The organism is Burkholderia diffusa, assembly GCF_001718315.1.
In the GTDB taxonomy this organism is placed as follows: domain Bacteria; phylum Pseudomonadota; class Gammaproteobacteria; order Burkholderiales; family Burkholderiaceae; genus Burkholderia; species Burkholderia diffusa_B.
In genome coordinates this window covers 547,772-570,212 of record NZ_CP013363.1, presented here as the reverse complement: position 1 = coordinate 570,212, position 22,441 = coordinate 547,772, and the positions used below count along the sequence as shown (strand labels likewise).

Below are 22,441 nucleotides of genomic sequence, written 5' to 3'. Positions count from 1 at the left end.
CGATGACGCCGACGCTGCCGCGCTGCTACGTGATCACGCCGGAGCCGTCGTCCATGGCGGCCACCGATTGCCGCGCATTCCTCGACAGGCTGTCGGCCGTGCTCGCGCACGGCGAGACGCTCGTGCAATTGCGCGTGAAGTCGTTCGACGCAGACGCATTCGCGCGGCTGGCCGCCGATGCGCTCGCGCGCTGCGACGCGGCCGGCGCGCAACTGATGCTCAACGGACCGATCGACGCGGCGGGCGTGATGCAGCTCGACGGCGCGGGCTGGCACCTCGACGGCGCCGCGCTGCGCGCCGTCGCGCAACGGCCGCTGCCGGCCGCGCGCCGCATGTCGGCCGCATGCCACACGGCCGACGATCTCGCGCTGGCCGCGCGTGCGGGCGTGGATTTCGCCACGCTGTCACCGGTATTGCCAACCCTCAGCCATCCCGGCGCGCCGACGCTCGGCTGGGCGCGATTCGCCACGTTGGCCGCGCAGGCCGCGATGCCGGTCTATGCGCTCGGCGGCATGACCCGCGCGCATCTCGACGTCGCGCGTCGCCATGGCGCGTACGGCGTCGCGGGCATCCGCGGCTTCTGGTAAGAGTGCGGCCGGCGCGCCTGCGCCCGGCAGTCCGCAGGCATCATGCGCGCGGAACGGCACGCATCGCGCGCCATGTGCTGTCGTCGATCCGGCGCACGTCGTGCGTCAGCGCGTATTGGTTGACGTCCCCCGTCAGCCACGCGACGAGCGAATACGGCGGCAACTCGCCTTCATCGATCCGGTCGCGTGCGCGCGCAGGCGTCTCGAACACGACCTGCCCGCTCGGCGCATCGAACGGCACCGCGTCCGGCGACAGGTTCAATGCGATGGTCAGCGTTTCGTCATCGGCGAGCCGCCATGATGCAAGCAGCGCATCGGCATCGCCGTCACCGCTCGCCTTCAGCGCATGCGCGTCCTGCGGCCGGCAATCGGACAGCCGCGGCGCAATCAGCTTCGCGCGCACCGCGAGCGCGGACTGCACGAAATGCGCACGATCGGCATCGCGCGCGGTTTCGTCGAAGACCAGCGGGATCTGCGGCGTGAGCAGCGATAGCGCAAGCGCCGCGAGACCGGGAGTTTGCTCGCGATCGCCCTGCACGCTCTCGCGCCATGCGCCATCGGACAGCACCAGCGACGTGAGCGACAACCCTTCGGCGTGTGAACCGTCGCCCGCCGTGGCCGGCTGGAATGCCGCGCCTGCCGCGGTCAGCGCGCGAGCGAGCGTGTGGATCGACTGGTGAGGTGAAATCCCTTCGTGCGCCGACCCGTCGCGCCCCGTCAGCCGATGCAGCGCGCGTTCTCCGCAACCATTCCACTGCGCATCGAAATGCGTATCGGCCAGATGCACCGGATGGCGCTCGCTGCCGAGCACCAGGTGGATCATCCGGTCGGCCGGCACGGCCGCACGCACGCGGTCGGCGATCTCGCGCAACCACGACGTGCCGATTCGGTCGGCCTCGCGCAGCCGCAAGCCATCGCAACGGTATTCGTCGATCCAGTACAGCGCGTTGTCGCAGAAGAAGTCGCACACATCCGGATGGTCGAGCGCGAGCGGCGGCACCCGCAGCGGATCGTCGCGCGTATGGAAGAACGGCGCCGCGTAATGGCGCAGCGCGTCGGTGCCGCTGCCGAAGCGCGCGTAATCGAGTTCGAGCAGAACCGCGAGACCGTAGCCGTGTGCATCGTCGATCAGCGCCTTCAGGGCGTCGGGACCGCCCTCTGCCGCGAGCGGTGCGAACGGCAGGCTGTCGTGCGGCGACGCGAGCAACTCCAGCGCGGTCACGCCGAGACGCGCAAGCCGAGGCAAGCGCTGGCGCACGCCGTCGAAGCCGCCCACCGCGTGCGGACGAATCGCGTACAGCGCGATGTCTTCCCACGGACGTCCGCGCCAGAATGTGTTGCGCCACGTGAACGCGCGCGGGTCGACGACCTCGCTCGGGCCGTTGAGCCCGTCGGGTTGCGAACGCGATGCGGGATCGGGAATCGACGTGACGTCGTCGAGCCGGTAACGGTAACGCGCGCCCGCACCGCATTCGACGAATGCTTCGAACCAGTTCGGACCGGCCGCCACCATCGGGACGAGCGTCGGGCCCATACCGGTATCGAGTTCGAGCTGAACGTGCGTGCTGCCCGGCGCCCATACGCGGAAATGCGTGCGCGGCGACGTGCCGACCGCGCCGCAGGGCTGCGCGCCGAACGGCAGACAGTGAATGTAGTGCTGCGCATACGGATCGTGCGGACAATCTGACATCATGCGCTCCTCGTGCGTACCGAGCGGCATGGCCGCGCGGTCGGCGCGGCGCATCGGCGCCCGGCATGCGACGGCCAGGCAGGGGGAAGAAAAGTATGCGCCGGTTTCACGGCCGCGACGCATCGAATCGTCACATTTTTAAATGCGAACCGACCCCGCCGACGTTTGCGTGCATCGCGCACGGAGTCGGGTAGTCGGCATACCGGAATGTCCGCTCGTCTTGTTGCGCGGCCGACCCGCGCTTACGCTCGGTGCAACGCGCGTGGACAACCCGTCCGCGCTCGAACCCGCATCGAGGAATCCGCCATGTCGCTCCCCGCCAGCGCCGCGAAGTTCGATCCGGCACGCGCGCACGAATACGCCGAACAATCCCGCATCGCGCTCGCCGGCTACGACGCGTGCCACGAGCTCGCCGCGTGCATGCTCGCGGCCGCGATCGGCGTGCCCGAGGCGCGGCTCCTCGTCGTGGGTGCAGGCGGCACGGGGCAGGAAATCTGCGTGCCCGCCGCGCTGGAGCCCGGCTGGGCGTTCACGGCCGTCGATCCGTCCGCGCCGATGCTCGCGCTCGCGCGTGCCAACGTCGAAGCGGCGGGTTTCGCCGCACGCACGCAATTCGTCGAGGCCGGCGTCGACGCGCTGCCCGATGAGCCGGCCTTCGACGGCGCGACGCTGATCGGCGTGCTGCATCACGTCCCCGGCGACGCGGCGAAGGCCGCGCTGCTGGACGCGATCGCGCGCCGCGTGAAGCCCGGCGCACCGCTCGTGATCGCGGGCAACTATCGCCGCTACGCGGACCACCCTCGCCTGCTCGACGCATGGCAGCAGCGCTGGCGGATGAAGGGCGCGACGCCCGACGCCGTGCGTGCGCAGCTTGCGAAAATCCTGCAGGGCGCCGATCCGCCGGCTGCGGAGGAAACCGTGTTCGCATTGCTGCACGATGCGGGCTTCGATGCGCCGCTGCGCTTTTTCTCGAGCCTTTTCTGGGGAGCGTGGATCGCGGCGCGGCGCGGCGCGTGACGACGCGAAACGGCGCAAGGCGGCAACGTCAGCGCGACCGACATCCAGACGAGCTTCGGGCTCGAAGCCGCGATGGCGCGCGGCGACGACGGCACGTATACGTCGATCGCGCGTCTTCTCGAAACAATCCACGCGCGGCCTGCCGGCCGCCGCATGCTCGTGTGTCGCAGTCCGTACGCACGGCTCAACTCACCCGCGTCAGCTCAACAACCCGGCCGCAACGTTGATCGACAGTCCGAGCACGGCCATGTTGAAGTAGAACGACAGGATGGACTGCGCGAGCACCGCGCGCCGAGCGGAACGGTTCGCAAGCGACACGTCGGCCGTCTGCGACGCGACCGCGAGCGTAAACGCGAAATACAGGAAATCCCAGTAATCGGGCTCGGGATTGCGGTCGGGGAACCGCAGTGCGCGATCGCCGCTCGGCGAGCCGTAATAGAGCCGCGCATAGTGCAGCGTGAAGATCGTCGGAATCAGGAACCATGCACCGAACAGCGTCGCGCCCGTGACCGCGTAATGGCCGAGCCCGGCGCGAAAGCCCACGTTCTTCGCGGTGGCGAGTTCGATCGCGATCGCGGCGACGCTCGCGACCGTCGCGATGCAGATGACCGTCAGCACGGTCGTCGCGTTCTCGTCCTCGCGGATCGCGATCTCGCGCACCTGATGATGATGCGCGGTAACCATGCGCACCCACATCAGCACGAGATACAGCCAGATCGTGCAATCCCAGCCGATCAGCGCGCGCACCGTCGGCCTCAGCTGCAACGGCAGCAGCACCGCGCACAGCACGCCGGCGGCGAGGGCGGCGACCATGCGCGGCCGGTTGCGTAATACCTGCGGATAAAGCGTCATCGTACGATTCCGAAAGCGGATGGAAAGGATTCGGCCGGCGTGCTAGCAGCCCGCTGCACGGCGCCGGGCGGTACCGCCCCGATTATCGCCATTCCTGCATGACGTTGCGATGGGCGCGAGCGCCTAAGATATCGGGATGACTCCCGTCCTCTGCCATCATCCCGCGAACGCGGCCGGCCGCGACTTCGTCGTGGGCGATCTGCACGGCTGCGTGGATGTGCTGCGCGCGCTGCTGCACGACGTCGGCTTCGACCCGGCTCGCGACCGGCTGTTCTCGGTCGGCGATCTCGTCGACCGCGGCCCCGCCTCCGAAACCGCGCTCGAACTGCTCGACCGCCCGTGGTGCCATGTGGTGCGCGGCAATCACGAAGAAGTGCTGAGCCTCGTGTCGCGTGGCAAGCTGTCGCCCGACGCGTGGCGTGGAATCGGCGGCGACTGGGGCGCCGATCTCCCGCCGGAACGGCTGCACGCGCATGCGGCGCGCGTCGACGCACTGCCGCTCGTGCGCGTGATTGGCGACGGCCCCGCGCGCTTCAATGTGCTGCACGCGGAATTCTTCGGCGCGGACGCCGAACTCGACACGGGCAGCTATTCGCCCGACGTGCGCGAGCGACTGATCTGGGGGCGCGACCTGGTGCAGGGGCTCGCCGACCCGGCCCGGCAGGCCGGCCTGTCGCTGACCTGCACCGGCCATACGCCCGTGCGCGCGCCGCAGCGCATCGGCGCGCAATGGTTCATCGACACCGGCGCGTTCGCACCGTCGGGACGCCTGACGATCGTCGAGCCGCGCACGGGCAAGACGTGGTCGCTCACGCAGGCCGACGCGCGCGCACGTCACGCGGGCGACTTGCCACTGCCTTAAGGCCCGTTCTCGTCAATAACCGACCTTGGGCCGGCAGCGTGCATCGCGCCGCGACGCGCACGCGGTTGCGTGCGCTCGCTAGCCGACCTGGTTCAGTTCGAACACCGCATCGATCGCGGAGCCGTTCCAGTTGTATTCGAGATATGCCGCGTGATGACAGTCGCGCAGCAACGTCGTGCGAAACGCCGCGAGACACTCGCCGAGCGGGTCGCGCACCGACGGATAGACGATCCCCGCGCCGCCCGCATTGCGCACCGCGCGGCCGAGCGCCTGCCCGGCGCTGTAGTCGAGCGGATCGAGCAGCCCCGGGCTGCGCTGCGGCCACGTGCGCACGTCGGCGACGTCGCCCTGCGCGTACACCGTGTACAGCCGCATCTGCTGGCGCATCGGTGCCTCCTTCGTCGCGGCCAGGAACAGCCCGCTGTGATAACGCGTCTCGGCGATCGCCGTATCGCGCGACCGACCGCAGTAGAACACGCCATAGCTGCCGTCGGAAAAGCGGCTGCCCTGCGGATTGAGGTGCGTGAACGCGGCCATGATCGGCCCCCAGCCGGGGCCGTAGCGACGCTCAGCCGGCGGCACGAGTTCGAGCGTGCCGACTTCGTTGCGGATACGGTCGTTGGTCAGCGATTCGAGCGCATACAGCGCGTCGAAATCCTCGGCGGCCGCGACGCGGTCGAACAGGTTGATGGCCGGAAAACGGGTGGGAATCACGCGATAGGCAGGTGCCCAGTCGACGATGGTCGTGGGCCAGTGTCGTATTTCTTCGATCGGCATCGTCACGCCCAACCACCCCGCATCGCGTCGAGATATTGACGGACGGCAACCAGATCGCCGACGTTGCCGGCAAGCATGCGGTCGAGCGCGCGCTTGCCGCCGAACGGCGCGGCGTCGTTGGGCCGCTTGACCCAGGTGTCGGCCGCGGCCGGCTGCGGCAGCAGGATCTGCAGCGACTTGTAGATGCCGAGCAGCAGCGATAGCCGCTCGAGCGTATCGCGCGGCAGGCGCGCCGATTCCGGCGCTGCCTTCCACTTGAAGAACGTCGAGCGGCCGGGCGACCCGAGCAGCACGATCTGTTCGTCGATCGTCAGCTCCCAGTCGCGCGCGATGTTGAAGAACGCGCGCAGGCCGGCCGCCGACATCTGCGCGACCGAGGCCTGCCGCGGGGCGGAATGTGGATCGAAGGCGGGCTGTGACATGATCGTTAGTCTCTAAACGAATTTACTAACAAGATTAGTCCATTTCCGCATTTTTGCAAGGGTCGCCCCCCCGCAGCGGCGGCATTCCGTCCGATGGATCGATATTTTTTGTCCATTCTGGACTGATATTTTATTTTCTGCGTTAATGACCGTGCGGACAGCGCGCCGGGACGCGATGCGTCTCCGCAGCAACCGTGTCGCCCAGAACCGGATAGACCACGCCAAGGAACCACCATGAAGAGACTGATTGCCGCCGTTTCGATCGCCCTGCTCGCGGTATCGGCAGGCCCCGCCGTCGCGAAGGACTGGACCACGCTGCGCTTCGGCACCGACGCCAGCTACGCGCCGTTCGAATCGAAGGCGCCCGACGGCAAGCTCGTCGGCTTCGACATCGACCTGGGCAACGAGATCTGCGCGCGGCTGAAGGCGAAGTGCGTGTGGCTCGAGAACGATTTCGACGGAATGATCCCGGCGCTGAAGGCGAAGAAATTCGACGCGGTGCTGTCGTCGATGTCGATCACGCCGCAGCGCGCGGAACAGATCGGCTTCACGACGAAGATCTACAACCAGCCGACGCGGCTCGTCGTGAAGAAGGGCTCGCCGCTGCTGCCGACGGCCGAATCGCTGAAGGGCAAGTCGATCGGCGTCGAACAGGGCACGACGCAGGAAGCGTATGCGAAGGCATACTGGGCGAAGCAAGGGGCGAACGTCGTGTCGTACCAGAACCAGGACGGCGTGTATGCGGACCTGACGTCGGGCCGCCTCGACGCCGCGCTGCAGGATGAGGTGCAGGCCGCGATCGGGTTCCTGAAGTCGCCGCGCGGCGCGGGCTACCAGTTCGTCGGGCCCGAACTCGTCGACGAGAAGGTGCTCGGCATCGGCGCCGGCATCGGACTGCGCAAGGAAGACACCGACCTGAAGGCGAAGATCGATCGCGCGATCCTCGACATGGTCAAGGACGGCACGTACAAGCGGCTCGCGTCGAAGTACTTCGACTTCGACATCTACGGCGGCTGAAGCGGCGCCGCGCGCGCACGGGTGCGATAACCGTCGCGCGCGGCCTGACCGCCCTTCCCCTGCCCGCCGGACGGCGACGCCTCCCTGACGTTCGCCGCCGTGCCGGCTCATCGTCCGTATCGCGCATCCGGACGCCGCACGTCATTCGCATTGCAAACGGATCGCCTGCGCTGGCGACCGCAGGCGCTCGACGTCGTCAATAAGCGAAGACCGGGCGCCGGGGGACCGGCGCCCGCGTGCACATCCCCATGCGGATCGGGTTGGCGAGCGGGAAAGTGCCGGCCCGGCGCGGATGACCGGGTATCAGCCGGATCCGCCTCGCACCGGGCGCGGAGAGGTGGCCTGTCGACGCATGCCGGCCGGCAGCAAGATGCGCGGTCGACCGGCGATGGGCCGAATCACTGCGATCGCGGCCTGCCGGCCGCGGCGTGTGGCGATCGTTCGTCATTTTTCTACCCCGTATTCGAACCGTAGCTTGTACCGGCAACCGGACACCGCCGGCGCCCCGACGATCCGTCGACAACGGCCCATGCCATCCGGAGCGGGGCCGTGCGGCCCGTCCGTCCGGTCATCCCCGCGGACTGCGTCCTTGCCGGTCCTCGCATGGTTCGCTGCCGAACCGGCCGGACGCCACGTCGTCGACTTTCGCACCTCAAACGCCGCAAGGAGCGGGCCAGCTTCGTTCCGGGCCGGCCGCACAAGGCTTTCATCGGACAAGCCCGCGACCGGAACGGGCGGGACAGGCGGGACGTTGCGAAACTGAAACATGCAGGGCGCAGGCGGGCGCGTCCGTGTGGCGGCAACGCCTTGCGGGACAAGGCGCGTGGACGATGAGGAAAATTTTCCCGGCACGGGCGGCATGCCGCCACGCGCGTTTCACGGGTCGATTTGGGTGGCCGTCGGCGGGAAACGTTTCACGCGCTTTACACGCCGCCGGACGCTCCCGTACGGGGCGCTTGCGGACGCTTCCGTGCCGCCGTTCAGCCGACTCGCTGGTGGTCGGCGTCGTCGGGCGGCGCGCTGTCCTTTCCGCCGTTGTCGCCGTTGTTGTCGTGGTCGTTGAGCCCGTGCTCGATCATCATCCGGTAAAGCGTGACGCGCGAGATGCCGAGTTCGGCGGCGGCCTTGTTGATCCGGTGATCGTTGCGCAGCAGCGCGTTTTCGATCGCGGTGCGCTCGGCGAGCGAACGCGCCTGCTCGAGCGTCACGGGCTCCGTTTCGCCCGGGACATCGAGCCCGAGATCGTGCGGCGTCAGCAGCCGGCTCTCGGCCATCACGATCGCGCGGCGCACCCGGTTGATCAGCTCGCGCACGTTGCCGGGCCACTCGTAGCGGCGCATCGCGTCGAGCGCGGCCGACGTGAAGCCGCTGATCTTGCGGCCGCTGTCGGCCTTGTATTTCTGCAGCACGTAATGCGCGAGGATGTCGATGTCCTTGCCGCGCGCGCGCAGCGGCGGCTCATGAATGCGCAGCACGCAAAGCCGGTGATAGAGGTCCGCGCGGAAGCGCCCGGCTTCGACGGCGCCGTCGAGATCCACGTGCGTCGCCGAGATGATCCGTACATCGACCGGAATCGACTCCTGGCCGCCGAGCCGCTCGATCTTCCCTTCCTGCAGGAAGCGCAGCAGGCTCGCCTGGCTTTCGACCGGCATGTCGCCGATTTCGTCGAGAAACAGCGTGCCGCCGTTCGCGGATTCGATCCGGCCCGCGCGCCGCTGGTTCGCCCCGGTGAATGCGCCGCGCTCGTAGCCGAACAGTTCCGACTGCAGCAGGTGATGCGGAATCGCGCCGCAGTTGATCGCGACGAATGGCCCCTTGCCGCGCACCGAGCGCTCGTGGATCGCGAGCGCCGTGAGTTCCTTGCCGGTGCCCGACTCGCCGGAGATGAACACGCTCGCATCGGTTTTCGCGACCTTGCGGATCGTGCTGAACAGCTGCTGCATCGCTTCGCAGTTGCCGATCATCCCGTGCTCGCCGATCGACGCCGCGTACGCGGCGCCATCGACGCGATCGAGCGCGGCCATCCCGCGCGCGTGGCCGAGCACGTGCGAAATCCATTCGTACGGCAACGGCAACGTCACATAATCGAAACAGTAGCTGCGAATCAGTTCGCGCACGGCAGCGCCGATCGTGACGCCGGCCTGCGCGACGGATATCCAGCCGATCGCCGGCTGGCTCAGGCACGCCTTCAGCGCGGGATAGTCGCGCGACGTGAAGCCCGCGAAATCGACGAGCCCGGCAGCGACGTTCACGCCGGACGTCATGTTCTGCGCGGCGCCGGCCGTCTTCGCGACCGAGATGTCCCAGCCGAGCCCGCGCAGTTGCGCCAGCAACGGCTCGTCCGGCGAACGCATGATCACGAACAGCTTGCGTCCGGCCTCGGGGGCGGTAACGGACACGAGCGGCATCTCGGACGCCGCCGTCCCGCTTGCGTCGGGTGACCTTGCAACCATCGTTCTTCCCCGCTTGGCGTTGTTATCGTGCGCCGGCTCGCCGCCGCATCCGAAGGACCTCGATCGAACCGACATATTGGCCGCATTTCCGTCCGAATAAAATCCCCCCGGGCAATAATCGCGCGCCGGGCGGATCCTTTCATGAACGATATATCGGTGCTGCCGACGCGCGGCTAGATGGGTGATATCCCGGTGGCGAGACGCGTGCGAAACACGGCCGTACGGGTATCGGGCGCGCGAAGCCGCGCCGGTGCGGGCGCGCCGGTGCGACACGCGACGCCGGGCGCGTGGAATCGGACCGGCCGCAGGCACCGGCCTGGCCCCCGGCGGCCGTACCGGCGCCCGCTCGCGCAACCGTTTTCCGCTTGACGCCGGTCAATCGTCAGAAGAAGTGGGGTTGATGCACGAACGCAACACGTGCCGCGTGGCGCGGCGGCGTCAGCGCCCCGAGGCGAGCGGCGCGAGTGCGTTGGCGCGGCCGCGTCCGGCCGATGCGCCGTCGTGTTCGCCGAAGGCGGCGACGAGCGCGTCGACGCGCGCGAGGTGGTGGCGGTTGTCGTGGTCCCACGGATGGAAGCCCGGCCGGAAAAAGCTCAGCCATTCACGTGCGATGCGCGGGAACAGCCCGCGACGTGGCCCGTACAGGAACGCAATCATGCGCAGCATGCCGCGCACGCGATGCCTGATGTCGCGATCGCGCGACAGCAGCGTCACGTGCATCAGGAACACGGTCGGCCAGAAGGTCAGCGTCGTCACCAGGTACACGCCGATGCGGATCAGGTAGCGGCGCAGGCCCGGTTTCATCACGGCGTTCCACACGTCGTAGGACACGGCCTTGTGCTCGGTTTCCTCGAGCGCATGCCACAGCCACATCTGCCGGTAGCCTTCGACCGAGCCGTCCAGGCGCGTCGGGTCGCGCAAGAGCCAGTCCGCGAGCATCGCCGTGTAGTGCTCGGCGGCGACGGTATGCGCGAGCTGCACCGAATGCGGCAGCGTGCGCTTCGCGAAGCCGAGCACCGTCCACACGCGCTTGTCGAGCTTGCGCGCGGGCAGGCGGTTGGCCTGCATCAGCTCGTTGTATTCGACGTGCTCGCGCGTATGCATCGCTTCCTGGCCGATGAAGCCGAGCACCTGCCGCTTGAGCACCGGGTCGTCGATCCGGTCGCGATAATTGCGCACCGAATCCATGAAAAAGCGTTCGCCGGCCGGAAACAGCAGCGATAGCGCATTGAAGAAGTGGGTCACGTGCGGGCCGAGCCCGTTCCAGTCCTTCACGCGTTCGACCGGCAGGTCGAAGCGCAGGTCGCGGCGCACCGGCATCACCTCGGCTGCGGTGGCGGAAGCGGCTGACTTCATGTTCGTCGTTCTCCTGGTTTTCGGGCGGCCCGGCAGCCGTCGCGACCTCGTCGGCGCGGCCCGGGCAGCGCATCGCGCAACGCCGAAATCTTGACATCGATAGCTGTAAAGATAGGCGCCGGCCGGCGCCGCGCGCAAGCCGCGCGGTAGACGCGCGCTTCCAAACGGGGCGCGGTCGGCAGCGCGGAAAAAACGACGTACGAGCGGCGTTCGCGCGTGCCGCGATTCGAACGCGCATGCCGTCGCGCGGCCCGTGGACGTGCGGCGTGCGCCGTGGCCGGAACCGAAGCGAAAGCCCCGTGCGACGGGCATTGCGTGCAATCGCGCGGCGACGTTCGGCGCGATGCCGAACAGCCGGATCACACCGATTCATACGCATCCGGCATTCGCTCGGTGCAACTGCGTCGATTCGCTTCGCGAAAAATTCAAACGCGCGTTCCATTTGCATTCGGGGCACGATGCCCGAACGGCGCGAGCGCGGCATGCGGCGGCGCCCGCGGCGCGCGCGGCGGCACCGTGCGCGCTCGCCTACAATAGCGGCTTTACCGAACCCTTTTCAGGAGAAGTCATGTCTGTCACCACGACCGCATCGGGCCTCAAGATCGAGGACCTGACCGAAGGCACCGGCGCGGAAGCGCAAGCCGGCAAGACCGTCAGCGTCCATTACACGGGCTGGCTGACCGACGGTCAGAAATTCGACTCGAGCAAGGACCGCAACGACCCGTTCGCGTTCGTGCTCGGCGGCGGCATGGTCATCAAGGGCTGGGACGAAGGCGTGCAGGGCATGAAGGTCGGCGGCGTGCGTCGCCTGACGATCCCGCCGCAACTCGGCTACGGCCCGCGCGGCGCAGGCGGCGTAATTCCGCCGAACGCGACGCTCGTATTCGAAGTCGAACTGCTCGACGTCTGACGACGCCGTCGGCCGACGCTCTTCCGATGGAACGCATCCCGTCCCCCGCCATCTCGCTGCGCCGTTACGACACGTGCGAAGCGTCCGACGTGCACGACTTTCACCAGATCGTGCTCGGCGTCGACGGCGCGATGGTGATGGCGGTGGACGGCGTCGGCCAGCGCATCGACCGGCACGCGGCGTGGCTGATTCCGGCCGGCGCGCGCCACGATTACGCGGGCCTCGGCGACAATCGCCAGCTCGTGCTCGACCTGCCCGTCGCGTCGCTTGCGGTGCCGCAGCGGCTGTTCGACAGCGCGCGTGCCGTGTCGATCGACCCGGCGCTGACGTCGCTCGTCGCGCAGGTCGCGGCGGCGGCCGCGCGACTCGACGGGCCGGCCGACGACACGCGGCACGCCCATCGTTTCCAGTGGCAGGCCGCCGCGCGTCTGTGCGATGCGCTGCTCGGCGACATCAACCTCGCCGCGCCCGCGGCGGGCCTGGATTTCGCGCGTATCGACCGCTGGCTGCGTGTCCGGCTCGCGGAGCCGCTGCGCATCGCCGATCTCGCCGCGCACTGCGGCTACGGGATGCGCCGGTTTCATCAATTGTTCGTCGACGCATTCGGCGAAACCCCGCACCGCTACCTGCAGCGGCTGCGGCTCGACGCCGCCGTCGTGCTGCTCGCGGACGGCCGCCATCCGCTCGTCGACATCGCCGGCATGGTCGGCTTCGCCGACCAAAGCGCTTTCACGCACGCCTTCACGAAGCGCTTCGGCGTCGCGCCCGGGCGCTGGCGCGGCGAGCAGCACTGAGCACTCGCGCACACCGCTCCAGCCTGCCGAAAGGCCGCGTCACGGCTCGCTGAGCCTCCGGGCCGCCGGTTCCCTGGCGCCGCGTCCGCCGGCAAGCCGACCGATATCGACGCTTCACGCCTGCCTGAAACGTCGCCCGCCCGTCGCGTCCTACGATGGGTGCATGGATACGACCATGCGCTCCCCCGCCTTTCCACCCGTGCTTGCCCGCATCGTCGCGACCGTCAGCATCGGCTTCGTCGTCACGCAGCTCGACGTAACGATCGTCAACATCGCGCTCGCGCATCTGGCAGGCGATCTGCATCTGCCGGTCGCCGGCCTGCAGTGGGTCGTCGACGCATATACGCTCGCGTTCGCGGTGCTGATGCTGTCGGGCGGCGCACTGGGCGACCGCTTCGGCGCGCGCCGCTTGTACATCGCCGGCCTCGTGCTGTTCGCGCTCGCTTCGCTTGCGTGCGGCGCCGCGGATGCGCCCGCGATACTGATCGCCGCACGCGCGCTGCAGGGCGTCGGCGCCGCGGCGATGCTGCCGAATTCGCTCGCACTGCTCAACGACGCCTGCCGGCACGATCCGCGTCTGCGCGCCCGTGCCGTCGGCTGGTGGACGGCCGCGGGCTCGATCTCGATCGCGGCCGGCCCGGTTGTGGGCGGCTTGCTGATTGCCGCATGGGGCTGGCGCGGCATCTTCCTCGTGAATCTGCCGTTGTGTACGGCGGGACTGGCGGCCACGTTCGCATGGGTGCCCGCGCGTCGCATCGCCGCCGCCTCGAAGCAACCCACGACACCCGTGCGCTCCGTGCGGGCACTCGACCTGCGCGGCCAGCTCACCGCGATCGCGATGCTGACCGCGCTAACCGCCGCCGTGATCGAATGGCAACCGCTCGGCTTCACGCATCCGGTCGTCGCCGGCGGCTTCGCGCTCGCGGCGCTGGCCGCGCTCGCGTTCATCGTGATCGAGTCGCGCACCGCGACGCCGATGCTGCCGCTGTCGCTGTTCCGTCGCCGCACGTTCAGCGCGGCGGTGCTGTTCGGGATCTGCGTGAACCTCACGTACTACGGCACGGTGTTCGTGCTTGCGCTGTACCTGCAGCGCGTGCGCGGCGAATCGGCGTGGCAGGCGGGGCTCGCGTTCCTGCCGCTCACCGGCGGCTTCCTGCTGTCGAACCTCGCGAGCGGCCGCGCGGTCGCGCGTCACGGCCCGCGCGCGCCGATGCTCGCGGGCGCGCTGGTCGCCGCGCTCGGCTATGGAGCGCTGCATTTCGTCGATGCGTCGACGCCGCTGCCGCTGCTGCTCGTGCCATTCCTGCTGATTCCGACCGGCATGGGCTTCGCGGTGCCCGCGATGACGACGGCCGTGCTCGCGTCGGTCGAGCAGGACCGCGCGGGAATCGCGTCGGCCGTGGTGAACACCGCACGACAGGCCGGCGGCGCGATGGGCGTCGCCGCGTTCGGTGCGCTCGCGGGTGGCGGCGGCGCGTGGCAGACGGTGGACGGCCTGCATGTCGAAACCGGCGTATCGGCCGGGCTGCTGATCGCTGCAGCGTTGCTCGCAACGCTGGTCAGGCCGGATGCGCATCGCGGCGCATCCGGTGTGCGCCGCGTGGTTTCGGCAGCCGATTGAACGGTGCGCTCGGCGGTCGTCGAATGCATGTCCGGCGCGGCGACGTCGCGAAGCGGCAACGACGCGTTCCTTGCATCGCGCGCCGACCGGACACTCACGCCCGCGTCCCGCCCCCCTCGCCGCCCACCTTCCGCACGACCGTCTCCGTCGCCTTCAGCGGCCGGCCGTCGTCGTGCCGAAGCGCTAGCTTGCGGATCGCACGGCCCGTCTTGCGCTCGACCAGCACCGAATGCGGCTCGCCGCGCGCGAACAGGTTCGCCTCGCCCCACTGCCGCAACATCACGATCACCGGAAACAGCCCGTCGCCCTTCTTCGTCAACGCGTACTCCTGATATGCGCTGCCGTCCGACGCGGGCACGACTTCGAATACGCCGGCGTCCACCAGCATCCTGAGCCGATCCGACAGGATGTTGCTCGCGACGCCGAGGCTCGCACGAAAATCGCCGAACCGGCGCACGCCATCGAACGCGTCGCGCACGATCAGCAACGCCCAGCGATCGCCGACGATATCGGTCGCCCGCGCCACCGGGCACGGCGAATCCGCGAGACTTTTCTGTCTGGCCATATTGCTCTCCACTCCACTGTCGCGCCGACGCCTTCGCAAGCCGACGGCCGTCCGTGCGCGGGCCTGTCGCCCGCCGCTACACAGGTTGCATTTTAAAACTACTTTTCCTACACTCACACTACTTTCAAATTGCAACTACTTGAGTGAGCGTCTGGCCTCATGGAATCGTCCTGTTCAGGAACGGTCGCGACGAACGCGACATCTCGCACCGCGCGTCCGGTCGACAACCCGCGCGTGTCGGGCGTGCTCGTCGTGCTGCTGGCCGTCTGCTGCGCGGCGAGCGTCGCGAACGTGTACTACGCGCAGCCGCTGCTCGACTCGATCGCACATGACTTCGGCGTATCGCAGGCGGCGGTCGGTGGCGTCATCACCGCGACGCAGCTCGGCTGCGCGCTCGCGCTGCTGTTCGTCGTGCCGCTCGGCGACCTGCTGAACCGCAAGCGCCTGATCACCGTTCAACTTCTGCTGCTGACCGCGGCATGCATCGGCGTGGCCGCTTCGTCGACGCGCATCGCATTGCTGGCGGCCATGGTCGCCGTCGGGCTGCTCGGCACAGCGATGACGCAAGGGCTGATCGCCTGCTCGGCCGCGCTTGCCGGGGCCGGCGAGCGCGGTCGCGTGGTCGGCGCGGCACAGGGCGGTGTCGTGATCGGCCTGCTCGTCGCGCGCTCGCTCGCCGGTGTCGTCACCGATATCGCGGGTTGGCGTGCGGTTTATCTGGTGTCGGGTGCGCTCGCAGTCGCGATGCTGGTCGCGCTGGGCCGCCTGTTGCCCGATGCAGACGCGCCGCGCGAGCGCATCGGCTACGCGGCGCTGCTCGGTTCGATGGTCACGCTGCTGCGCAACGAGCGCGTTCTGCGTGTGCGCGGGGCGATCGCGCTACTGCTGTTCGCGGCGTTCAGCATCTTCTGGAGCGCGCTCGTGCTGCCGCTGAGCTCGCCGCCGCATGCAATGTCGCATACGCAGATCGGTGCATTCGGTCTGGTCGGCGCGCTGGGTGCGGCAGCCGCCGCGCGCGCCGGGCGGCTCGCGGATCGCGGCCTCGGCGAAGCCACGACCGGTACCGCGCTCGCACTGCTCGCGCTCTCGTGGCTGCCGCTGGCGTTCGCCGGCACGTCGATCGCGTTGCTGGTCGTCGGCATCGTGCTGCTCGACATCGGCGGGCAGGCCGTCCACGTCGTGAACCAGAGCATGATCCTCGGCGCGCGGCCCGATGCGCATGCACGCCTCGTCGGCTGCTACATGCTGTTCTATTCGGCCGGCAGCGGGCTTGGCGCGATTGCGTCGACGATGATGTATGCGCACGCCGGATGGATCGGCGTCTGCGGGCTCGGCGCGGCGGTCAGCGTGGTGGCATTCGCCGTATGGGCCGTGACGCTCAGGCGTGCATGATGCGTGTCGAAGTGTCGAACACGGAGCGCGAGCCGCGGCGGCTCGCGCAGAACGAAAAAACGGCTCGCCCGGAACGGGCGGCCGGCATGCGGAGCCCACGCACGTCCATGCGCGGGCTCGACCGTCGCGGCGGCGTGCCGCGTTCGCTCACCCCGCCGCCTGAATCGCCTCTTCGTACACGCCGGCGACGCGTCGCGCGATCACCGCGTTGTCGAAATGTTCGCGCGCATAGCGCTTGCACGCGGCCTCGTCCGGCAGCGTGATCGCGCCCGACAGCGCGCCGCCGAGCCCTTCTGCGATCGCCTCCGCGCCCGTCGACGGCAGCACGAGGTCGTTGGACAACCCGGCCACCGCTTCCGGGAGCCCGCCGACCGGCGTCACCAGCACCGGCGTGCCGGATGCCAGCGATTCGACCGTGATCAACCCGAAGCCTTCGAGCGCGACCGTCGGCACGACGCTGACCGTCGCCGCGCGGTACAGCGCCGCGAGATGATTGTCGGGCACGAACCCGAGCAGCTTCACGTTGTCCTGCAGCCCCGCGTCGTCGATGCGCTGCTGCAGTTCCTCGCCGATCTTGCCCTTGCCGGCGATCAGCAGCAGCACGTCCGGGTGACGGTGCTTGACGAGCCCGATCGCGTCGATCAGGTCTTCCAGCCCCATGCGCCGCACGAGCCGGCGCACGGCCAGCACGATCGGCCGGTCCTGCGGCAGTTGCAGCTTGTGCCGCGCCTCGGCCGGCGTGAGCGGCGTATCGAACTGCGCGGTATCGACGCAGCCGGGGATCACGCGCACGCGCGACGGATCGATGCCGTAGCGGTTCGTCAGGATCTGGCCGAACGCCTGCGACAGCACGATCAGGCGCGACGAGCGCGTATAGACGGCCTGCTCGAGATAGCGCTTCGCGCGCTGCCCGAGCGACGCGGCGCCCTCGACCTGGCTTTCGTCGGCCCACGGCCCCTGGAAATGCGACACCTGCGGAATCCCGCGCGTCACGTCGAGGCCCGGAAACGTGTACAGCGCGAAGTGCGACGAAATCACGTCCGGCCGCTCGCTGCGGATCTCGTCGCGCAACGCGCGGCGCGCGGCGAGCATGCGACGCGCGAGCGGCTGCGACGCGGGGCCGAAGCCCTGGATCGCACCGCCCGTGTCGTCGGCGACCTTCGGCGAGCCGGCGACGAGCCCGCGCACCTCGACGCCCGCACCGGGCAGCGCGCCGACGAGCGAGTAATACATCCGGTCGAGGCCGCCCGCGCGTTCGGGGAACCAGTGCATGCCGATCTGCAACGATTTGATCGGCCGGGAAGATTGGGACATTACGACTGCTCCTGCGTAACCGCATGCTCGACCCGCTCGAAGGCGGACGGCTGCGAGGGTTGGCCGATGCGCCGGTAGAGCGCGACATACTGGGCGCCCATGTGGGCCCAGCCGAAACGGGTCATCAGTTCGCGGGCCGCGTCGCCCATCGCGCGGCAGGTGTCGCGCGACGCCGCGAGCGCGCCGATCGCCTGCGCGAGCGCGGCCGGATCGTCGGGGTCCTCCAGCACGATCCCGCAGTCGCGCGTGATGATTTCCGCGCCGCCGGCGGTGCGCGCGGTGACGACCGGCAACCCGGCCGCCATCGCTTCCAGCAACGACAGGCTCATCGCTTCGTAGCGCGACGGAAACACGTATGCGTCGACCGAGCGCATCAGCGTCGGCATGTTCTTCACGAGGCCGAGGAAATGCACGCGCGAATCGATGCCGAGCGCGCGCGCCTCGTCCGGATACGGGCTGCCGGGCAGATAGCCGGCCACCGCGAGATGGACGTTCGCCGGCAGCTTCGTCAGCGCCTTCAGCACGGTGCCGAGATTCTTGCGTGGCGTACGCAGGTCGCCGACGAACAGCAGCAGGAACGCATCGTCCGGCAGCTTGAACGCCGCGCGATCGGCCTGCGCATCCGCGAACGCGCCGGCGTCGACGCCGTTGTAGATCACGCTGATCTTGCGGCTGTCGATGCCGAGCCCAGCGATCTCGTCGGCCACCTTCTGCGACACGGCCGTGATCGCGCGCGAACGCCGGTACGCCCAGCGCTCGAGCGCCGTATTCACGCGGGTGTAGACGTACTGGTAGGCCGACCACAGCCCCTTCGTCAGCCCGAACGGGTAATACGGGCTCTTGAACCAGCCGCCGTGCACGAAGTGCGCGGTGTTCACGTCGGCCCTGATCCACGAAATGAAGCCGTTCACGTGCAGCACGTCGTACTCGCTGCGATGCGCGCGCAGCCACCATGCGCTCTTCAGCGCGAACACCTGCTGCTTGACGAGATTCGACGGCCAGAAGCCGCCGACCTTCACCGGCACCCAGCGCACGCGCGGGTCGGCCAGCAGCTCGGGCGCGACATGCGACGCGACCAGCGTGACCTCGTAGTTTTCAGCCAGCGCCGCGCGCGCGATTTCGTAGTTGACGCGGCCCTGCCCGTCGTTATGTCGCACGACGTGCGTGACGATCGCGATTCTCAATGGTCGCCTCCCCGTGAACGCGCGGCGGCCAGCAGGCGCTGCGCCTTCTGCCAGTGCGCCGCGGATAGTATCGAAAAAATGGCCGTGAACAGCAGCAGGCCGCCCGTGCCGATCAGCGAGTTCGTGAACACGAGCATCGCGAACACCGACAGGCACAGGCTCAGGCATGCGCCCACGAACTTGTCCTTGCGCAGCTTGAACGCCGCGCGCAGCGTGCGGGCGAGCAGCATCACGACGCCCGACAGGTACAGCAGCGTGCCGGGCCAGCCGAGCACGAACGGCACGTTCATCACGCCGCTGTCGAAGCTGCCGTACTTGCCGAGCTCGCCGCTGTCGCTCGACAGCTTGGTGGACGCGCCGGTCGCCCCCATCCCCTCGCCGGCGACGTCGGTGAACGCCGTTTGCGCGAAGGTCGCGTAGAACTTGTTGCGATCGTCGTAGCTGCGGTCGTCCTTCAGGTTCGCGATCGATTGCAGGCGCGCGCCGAGCCGGTCGGCCACCGGCCCGACGGTCAGCAGCGGCACGCACAGCCCGACGAGCACGACGCCGCTGATCAGGATGCGCATCCGCACGCGATTGCTCGACTGCACGAGCTGGATCGCGAGCGCGATCACCCAGCCGCCCCAGGTCGAGCGCACGAGACACAGCGCGAACGACACGAAGCCGGCGGCGCCCGCGAACCAGCGAACCTTCTGCGGCGCGGCGAACACGAACACCAGCGCACCCATGATCGCGAACGCGAACGGCCCCGACGAGTTCATCGTGCTGAAGACGCGGACGCCGTACGGCACCGGCTCGCCCTGCGAGCCCATGTCCGAGCCGATCATCCACAGCACGTCCCACTGCGGCATCACGAAGTACTGCACGACTCCGTACACGCCCATCACGAGCATGCCCCACATGAAGGTGGACAACAGCACGTCGCGGTACTCGGGATAGTCGCGCGAGTTGACCATGATGTGAAAGCCGATCAGTACCGGGTACACCCAGTTCGCGAGGTCGTAGGTCGCGGCCATCACGCCGCTCGACACGATCCCGACCAGATACGCATACGTCAGCCCGAACAGCATCAGCAGCACGGGAATCCCGCGCCGCTGCGCGAGCACGCGGTAATGCCTGAGGAGCCCGAACCCGGCGATCATCGTGACCGCGAGCGGCGCGACCTGGATCAGGCTCGTCGGCGTGAACGCGCCCTTCGACCAGTCGGCGAGACGCCGTACTTCAGGGCTCAGGAACCACACCCACCACATGAAGCCGACGTAGCGCGCCGGGCTCTTGAAATACAGCCAGATGCCGACCGCGATGGCCAGCACCGGAAATGCGAGCGTCAGCACCTTGCCCTGGTGAATGGCGATCAGCGCGGCGGTAAACGTCCACAGCCCGGCCTGCCCGACCCAGTGCTTCGGCTCGGGTAACCGGCTGCGGCTGCGCGACGGCGCGCGTTCGGCGGCAATCGTACTCATCGATCCGCTCTCACTGCGACGACGGACGCGAATCCGCGAGCGGCATCGCGAGACCCGTCGCCGCGGGCGTGCGGCGACGGCGCAGCATGTCGCGCGTGATCCGCACGTGCTGTTCGGCGAACGCCTGCGTGGTCAGGTCGCGCTCGCGCAGGCACGCGGCCGCGGCGCGCGCGCATTCGAGCGCGGCGGCCGGATCGGCGGCGAAGCGATCGGCGGCCTCGCGCATCGCCGCGATATCGAACGCCGGCACGTACGCGGCCGTGTCGTGCGGGAAGTAGTCGCTGAGCCCGCCGACGTCGGACACGATCATCGGCTTGCCGACCGCCGCCGCCTCGAGCATCACGGTGATGCCCGACGCGTGGAAGTTCGGCCGCAGCGGCACGACGATCACGTCGGCCCATGCATACAGCTCGTGCTGCTTCGCGAGGCCCGAGGCCGAGCCGATCTTCACGTTCGGCGCATGCCACTCTCGCGGCACGCGCCGGCGCGTCGCGAGCCGCACGTCGTAGCGCTCGTCGCCGCCGAACGCGGCGAGGAACGTGCGCCAGTCGCGATCGCGGTCGTTGCCGATCGCGGCGATCCGCAGCGGCCGGTTCGGCTGCCACTGCCGCGGCTCCGTCGGCGGGAAGTCCTGCGTGTTCAGCCCGTAGTAGACGAACTCGGCTTCGCGCCCGAGAAAGCGGCGGCACAGCTCGGCGTTGTCGCGGGCGAGCGTCGTCAGCGCGTCGGCGCGCGCGAGCAGCTTGCGGTACAGCCAGCGGCGCGGGGCGCCGAACGTGTTCCACTTGTCGAACAGCCACACGCTCTGCGCGAGCAGCAGCGGGCGCTTGCCTTGCGCGCCGGCGAGCTTCAGGATCAGCGCGGCGGCGAGATGCTCCTGCTCGGTGTGCGTCCAGATCACGTCGGTGCTCAACAGCGCGGCGCGATTGCGCCACGCATGCACGACGTCGAAGCCGAGCGCCGCCTTCAGCGCACGGCGCGCAAGGCTCGCGATGCGGTTCTCACGCCGGTCCTGCGAATAGGTCAGCCGAAATTCGTCGGATTCCGCGTGGTGATAGCCGTACAGGCAGCCGATGTTCTCGCCTTTCCGGTAAGTACGCGGATCGGCGCCGTAGAACAGGTGGACGTGAACCTTCGTGGAATTCATGCAAGCCCTCCGGGGATGGCCGCGCGTCGTGCGCGCAGCCCGTTCAAGACGTCACCGGCGGCATCGCCGCACGATGGGGGGCAAGGTCGGCGCGACGCGCGTCGCGTGCGCCGCGGCGCACCGCGCGCCAGTGCTCGCGCACGCGGTCGCGCCGCGCGGTATGCAGCGACAGCAGCAGGTGCGCGAAGCCCGGATAGACGCGCGTGCCGATCAGCGCCCACCACCACCACGCGATCTCGCGCCGCACCGGCGGCAGATGCTCGCGCAGGATCAGGTGCAGGTTGTACGCGCCGTTGCTGATCGCATTCAGCGATGCGGCGTCGCGCCGGTCGTCGTCGAAACGCTCGGCCGGAAAATGATCGACCGCGATCGCCGGGTCGTAGACGAGCTTCCAGCCTTCGCGCTGCACCTGCATGCTGAAACCCATGTCGTTGTGCACCTGCGCGCCGGCGCCGCGCAGCCGCGTGTCGAAGCGCAGACGTTCGATCGCGGCGCGGCGATAGCTCATGTTCGCGCCCTTGAGCATGTCGACTTCGCGCGCGCCGCCGACGCCCAGATGATGGTTGCCGATGATCTTGCCGGACAGCGTGAGCTGGCCGACGAGCTCGCGCGACTCGTCGAGCACGCGGCCCTTCTCGTGCACCCAGTCGCGGCCGCCGACCGCGCCGACACGCGGATCGGCCAGGAACACGGCTTCGACGCGCGCGAGCCAGTCGGGGCGCGGCGCCGCGTCGTCGTCGGTGATCGCGACGATGTCACCGTTCGCCGAGTCGAGTCCCTTGTTCAACGCGGCAACCTGTCCCGGCACGTCGACCGGCACGATCCGCAGCGGCAGCGTGCCGCCGACCGACGGATCGGCGAGGCGCTCGTGCGTGGCATCGTCCTCCGGGCGCGCGACGACGATCACCTCGTCGGGCAGCCGCTGCTGGCGCTGCAGCGCCAGCAGGCAGCGCGCGAGGTCGGCGGGACGCCGATAGGTCGGAACGAGCACGGAAATTTTCATCGAAGGTTCTCCAGT

Annotated in this window: 20 protein-coding genes; 8 read left to right on the top strand and 12 right to left on the bottom strand. The window is 68.9% G+C overall.

The genetic code is table 11. The features are described 5' to 3' along the window. The first annotated feature begins 2 nt into the window (after positions 1-2). On the top strand, positions 3-587 hold the full coding sequence (locus WI26_RS18015) for a thiamine phosphate synthase (RefSeq protein ID WP_069227771.1): 585 nt from the start codon (positions 3-5) through the stop codon (positions 585-587). A gap of 40 nt (positions 588-627) precedes the next feature. Here the strand turns inward: WI26_RS18015 and WI26_RS18010 are convergent, their stop codons facing one another. After that, positions 628-2,277 carry a DUF3459 domain-containing protein gene (locus tag WI26_RS18010; protein WP_069227770.1) on the bottom strand — a complete coding sequence of 550 codons (1,650 nt, stop codon included), beginning with the start codon at positions 2,275-2,277 and terminating at the stop codon, positions 628-630. A 306-nt stretch (positions 2,278-2,583) separates the two neighbouring features. Here WI26_RS18010 and WI26_RS18005 point away from each other — a divergent pair, with 306 nt between their 5' ends. Beyond that, positions 2,584-3,294: a class I SAM-dependent methyltransferase gene (locus WI26_RS18005; RefSeq protein ID WP_069226715.1), complete on the top strand. Its 711-nt coding sequence runs from the start codon at positions 2,584-2,586 to the stop codon at positions 3,292-3,294. A gap of 198 nt (positions 3,295-3,492) precedes the next feature. On the opposite strand, the gene WI26_RS18000 is transcribed toward WI26_RS18005, so the two are convergent. After that, complete coding sequence (locus tag WI26_RS18000; protein ID WP_059466529.1) at positions 3,493-4,146, bottom strand: DUF1345 domain-containing protein; 654 nt, start codon at positions 4,144-4,146, stop codon at positions 3,493-3,495. 136 nt (positions 4,147-4,282) lie between these two features. On the opposite strand from WI26_RS18000, the gene WI26_RS17995 reads away from it, so the two are divergent. Beyond that, positions 4,283-5,008: a metallophosphoesterase gene (locus WI26_RS17995; RefSeq protein ID WP_069226714.1), complete on the top strand. Its 726-nt coding sequence runs from the start codon at positions 4,283-4,285 to the stop codon at positions 5,006-5,008. 78 nt (positions 5,009-5,086) lie between these two features. Here WI26_RS17995 and WI26_RS17990 read toward each other — a convergent pair whose 3' ends face one another. Together WI26_RS17990 and WI26_RS17985 are read right to left on the bottom strand one after the other, a co-directional pair. Beyond that, positions 5,087-5,785, bottom strand: a complete 699-nt coding sequence (locus WI26_RS17990) for an RES family NAD+ phosphorylase (protein WP_059595530.1) — start codon at positions 5,783-5,785, stop codon at positions 5,087-5,089. A 2-nt stretch (positions 5,786-5,787) separates the two neighbouring features. Next, on the bottom strand, positions 5,788-6,207 hold the full coding sequence (locus WI26_RS17985) for an MbcA/ParS/Xre antitoxin family protein (protein ID WP_059466531.1): 420 nt from the start codon (positions 6,205-6,207) through the stop codon (positions 5,788-5,790). Positions 6,208-6,441: 234 nt separating this feature from the next. On the opposite strand from WI26_RS17985, the gene WI26_RS17980 reads away from it, so the two are divergent. Next, entirely contained in the window at positions 6,442-7,224 is a 783-nt protein-coding gene (locus WI26_RS17980; RefSeq protein WP_059466532.1) for an ABC transporter substrate-binding protein, read from the top strand. A 980-nt stretch (positions 7,225-8,204) separates the two neighbouring features. Here the strand turns inward: WI26_RS17980 and WI26_RS17975 are convergent. Both WI26_RS17975 and WI26_RS17970 read right to left on the bottom strand, forming a co-directional pair. Then, entirely contained in the window at positions 8,205-9,677 is a 1,473-nt protein-coding gene (locus WI26_RS17975; RefSeq protein WP_069226713.1) for a sigma-54 dependent transcriptional regulator, read from the bottom strand. A 438-nt stretch (positions 9,678-10,115) separates the two neighbouring features. After that, positions 10,116-11,033: a metal-dependent hydrolase gene (locus WI26_RS17970; protein WP_069226712.1), complete on the bottom strand. Its 918-nt coding sequence runs from the start codon at positions 11,031-11,033 to the stop codon at positions 10,116-10,118. A gap of 568 nt (positions 11,034-11,601) precedes the next feature. On the opposite strand from WI26_RS17970, the gene WI26_RS17965 reads away from it, so the two are divergent. The 3 genes from WI26_RS17965 to WI26_RS17955 all read left to right on the top strand — a co-directional run bounded on the left by WI26_RS17965 (position 11,602) and on the right by WI26_RS17955 (position 14,358). After that, positions 11,602-11,943, top strand: a complete 342-nt coding sequence (locus WI26_RS17965; protein WP_059466723.1) for an FKBP-type peptidyl-prolyl cis-trans isomerase — start codon at positions 11,602-11,604, stop codon at positions 11,941-11,943. Positions 11,944-11,969: 26 nt separating this feature from the next. After that, positions 11,970-12,737 carry a helix-turn-helix transcriptional regulator gene (locus WI26_RS17960; protein ID WP_069226711.1) on the top strand — a complete coding sequence of 256 codons (768 nt, stop codon included), beginning with the start codon at positions 11,970-11,972 and terminating at the stop codon, positions 12,735-12,737. Between the two features lie 163 nt (positions 12,738-12,900). Further along, entirely contained in the window at positions 12,901-14,358 is a 1,458-nt protein-coding gene (locus WI26_RS17955; protein ID WP_069226710.1) for an MFS transporter, read from the top strand. A gap of 94 nt (positions 14,359-14,452) precedes the next feature. On the opposite strand, the gene WI26_RS17950 is transcribed toward WI26_RS17955, so the two are convergent. Then, entirely contained in the window at positions 14,453-14,923 is a 471-nt protein-coding gene (locus WI26_RS17950; RefSeq protein WP_059466537.1) for a winged helix-turn-helix transcriptional regulator, read from the bottom strand. A gap of 159 nt (positions 14,924-15,082) precedes the next feature. Here WI26_RS17950 and WI26_RS17945 point away from each other — a divergent pair, with 159 nt between their 5' ends. After that, positions 15,083-16,315, top strand: coding sequence for an MFS transporter (locus tag WI26_RS17945; RefSeq protein WP_069226709.1), 1,233 nt, complete (start codon positions 15,083-15,085; stop codon positions 16,313-16,315). 147 nt (positions 16,316-16,462) lie between these two features. Here WI26_RS17945 and WI26_RS17940 read toward each other — a convergent pair whose 3' ends face one another. Genes WI26_RS17940 through WI26_RS17920 form a run of 5 tightly spaced genes read right to left on the bottom strand, consistent with a single transcriptional unit; the run spans position 16,463 to position 22,426 of the window. Then, complete coding sequence (locus WI26_RS17940; RefSeq protein ID WP_060188958.1) at positions 16,463-17,629, bottom strand: glycosyltransferase family 4 protein; 1,167 nt, start codon at positions 17,627-17,629, stop codon at positions 16,463-16,465. Then, entirely contained in the window at positions 17,629-18,813 is a 1,185-nt protein-coding gene (locus tag WI26_RS17935; RefSeq protein WP_059466540.1) for a glycosyltransferase family 4 protein, read from the bottom strand. Before WI26_RS17935 ends, WI26_RS17940 begins: the two co-directional genes overlap by 1 nt. Continuing rightward, positions 18,810-20,276 carry a glucose-6-phosphate isomerase gene (locus WI26_RS17930; RefSeq protein WP_059466541.1) on the bottom strand — a complete coding sequence of 489 codons (1,467 nt, stop codon included), beginning with the start codon at positions 20,274-20,276 and terminating at the stop codon, positions 18,810-18,812. The genes WI26_RS17935 and WI26_RS17930 overlap by 4 nt, the downstream gene beginning before the upstream one ends. 10 nt (positions 20,277-20,286) lie before the next feature. Continuing rightward, the gene (locus tag WI26_RS17925) at positions 20,287-21,423 is read right to left on the bottom strand and encodes a glycosyltransferase family 4 protein (protein ID WP_059595266.1); all 1,137 of its coding nucleotides are present in this window, start codon (positions 21,421-21,423) and stop codon (positions 20,287-20,289) included. A gap of 43 nt (positions 21,424-21,466) precedes the next feature. Continuing rightward, on the bottom strand, positions 21,467-22,426 hold the full coding sequence (locus WI26_RS17920; protein WP_069226708.1) for a glycosyltransferase family 2 protein: 960 nt from the start codon (positions 22,424-22,426) through the stop codon (positions 21,467-21,469). Positions 22,427-22,441: the final 15 nt, after the last annotated feature.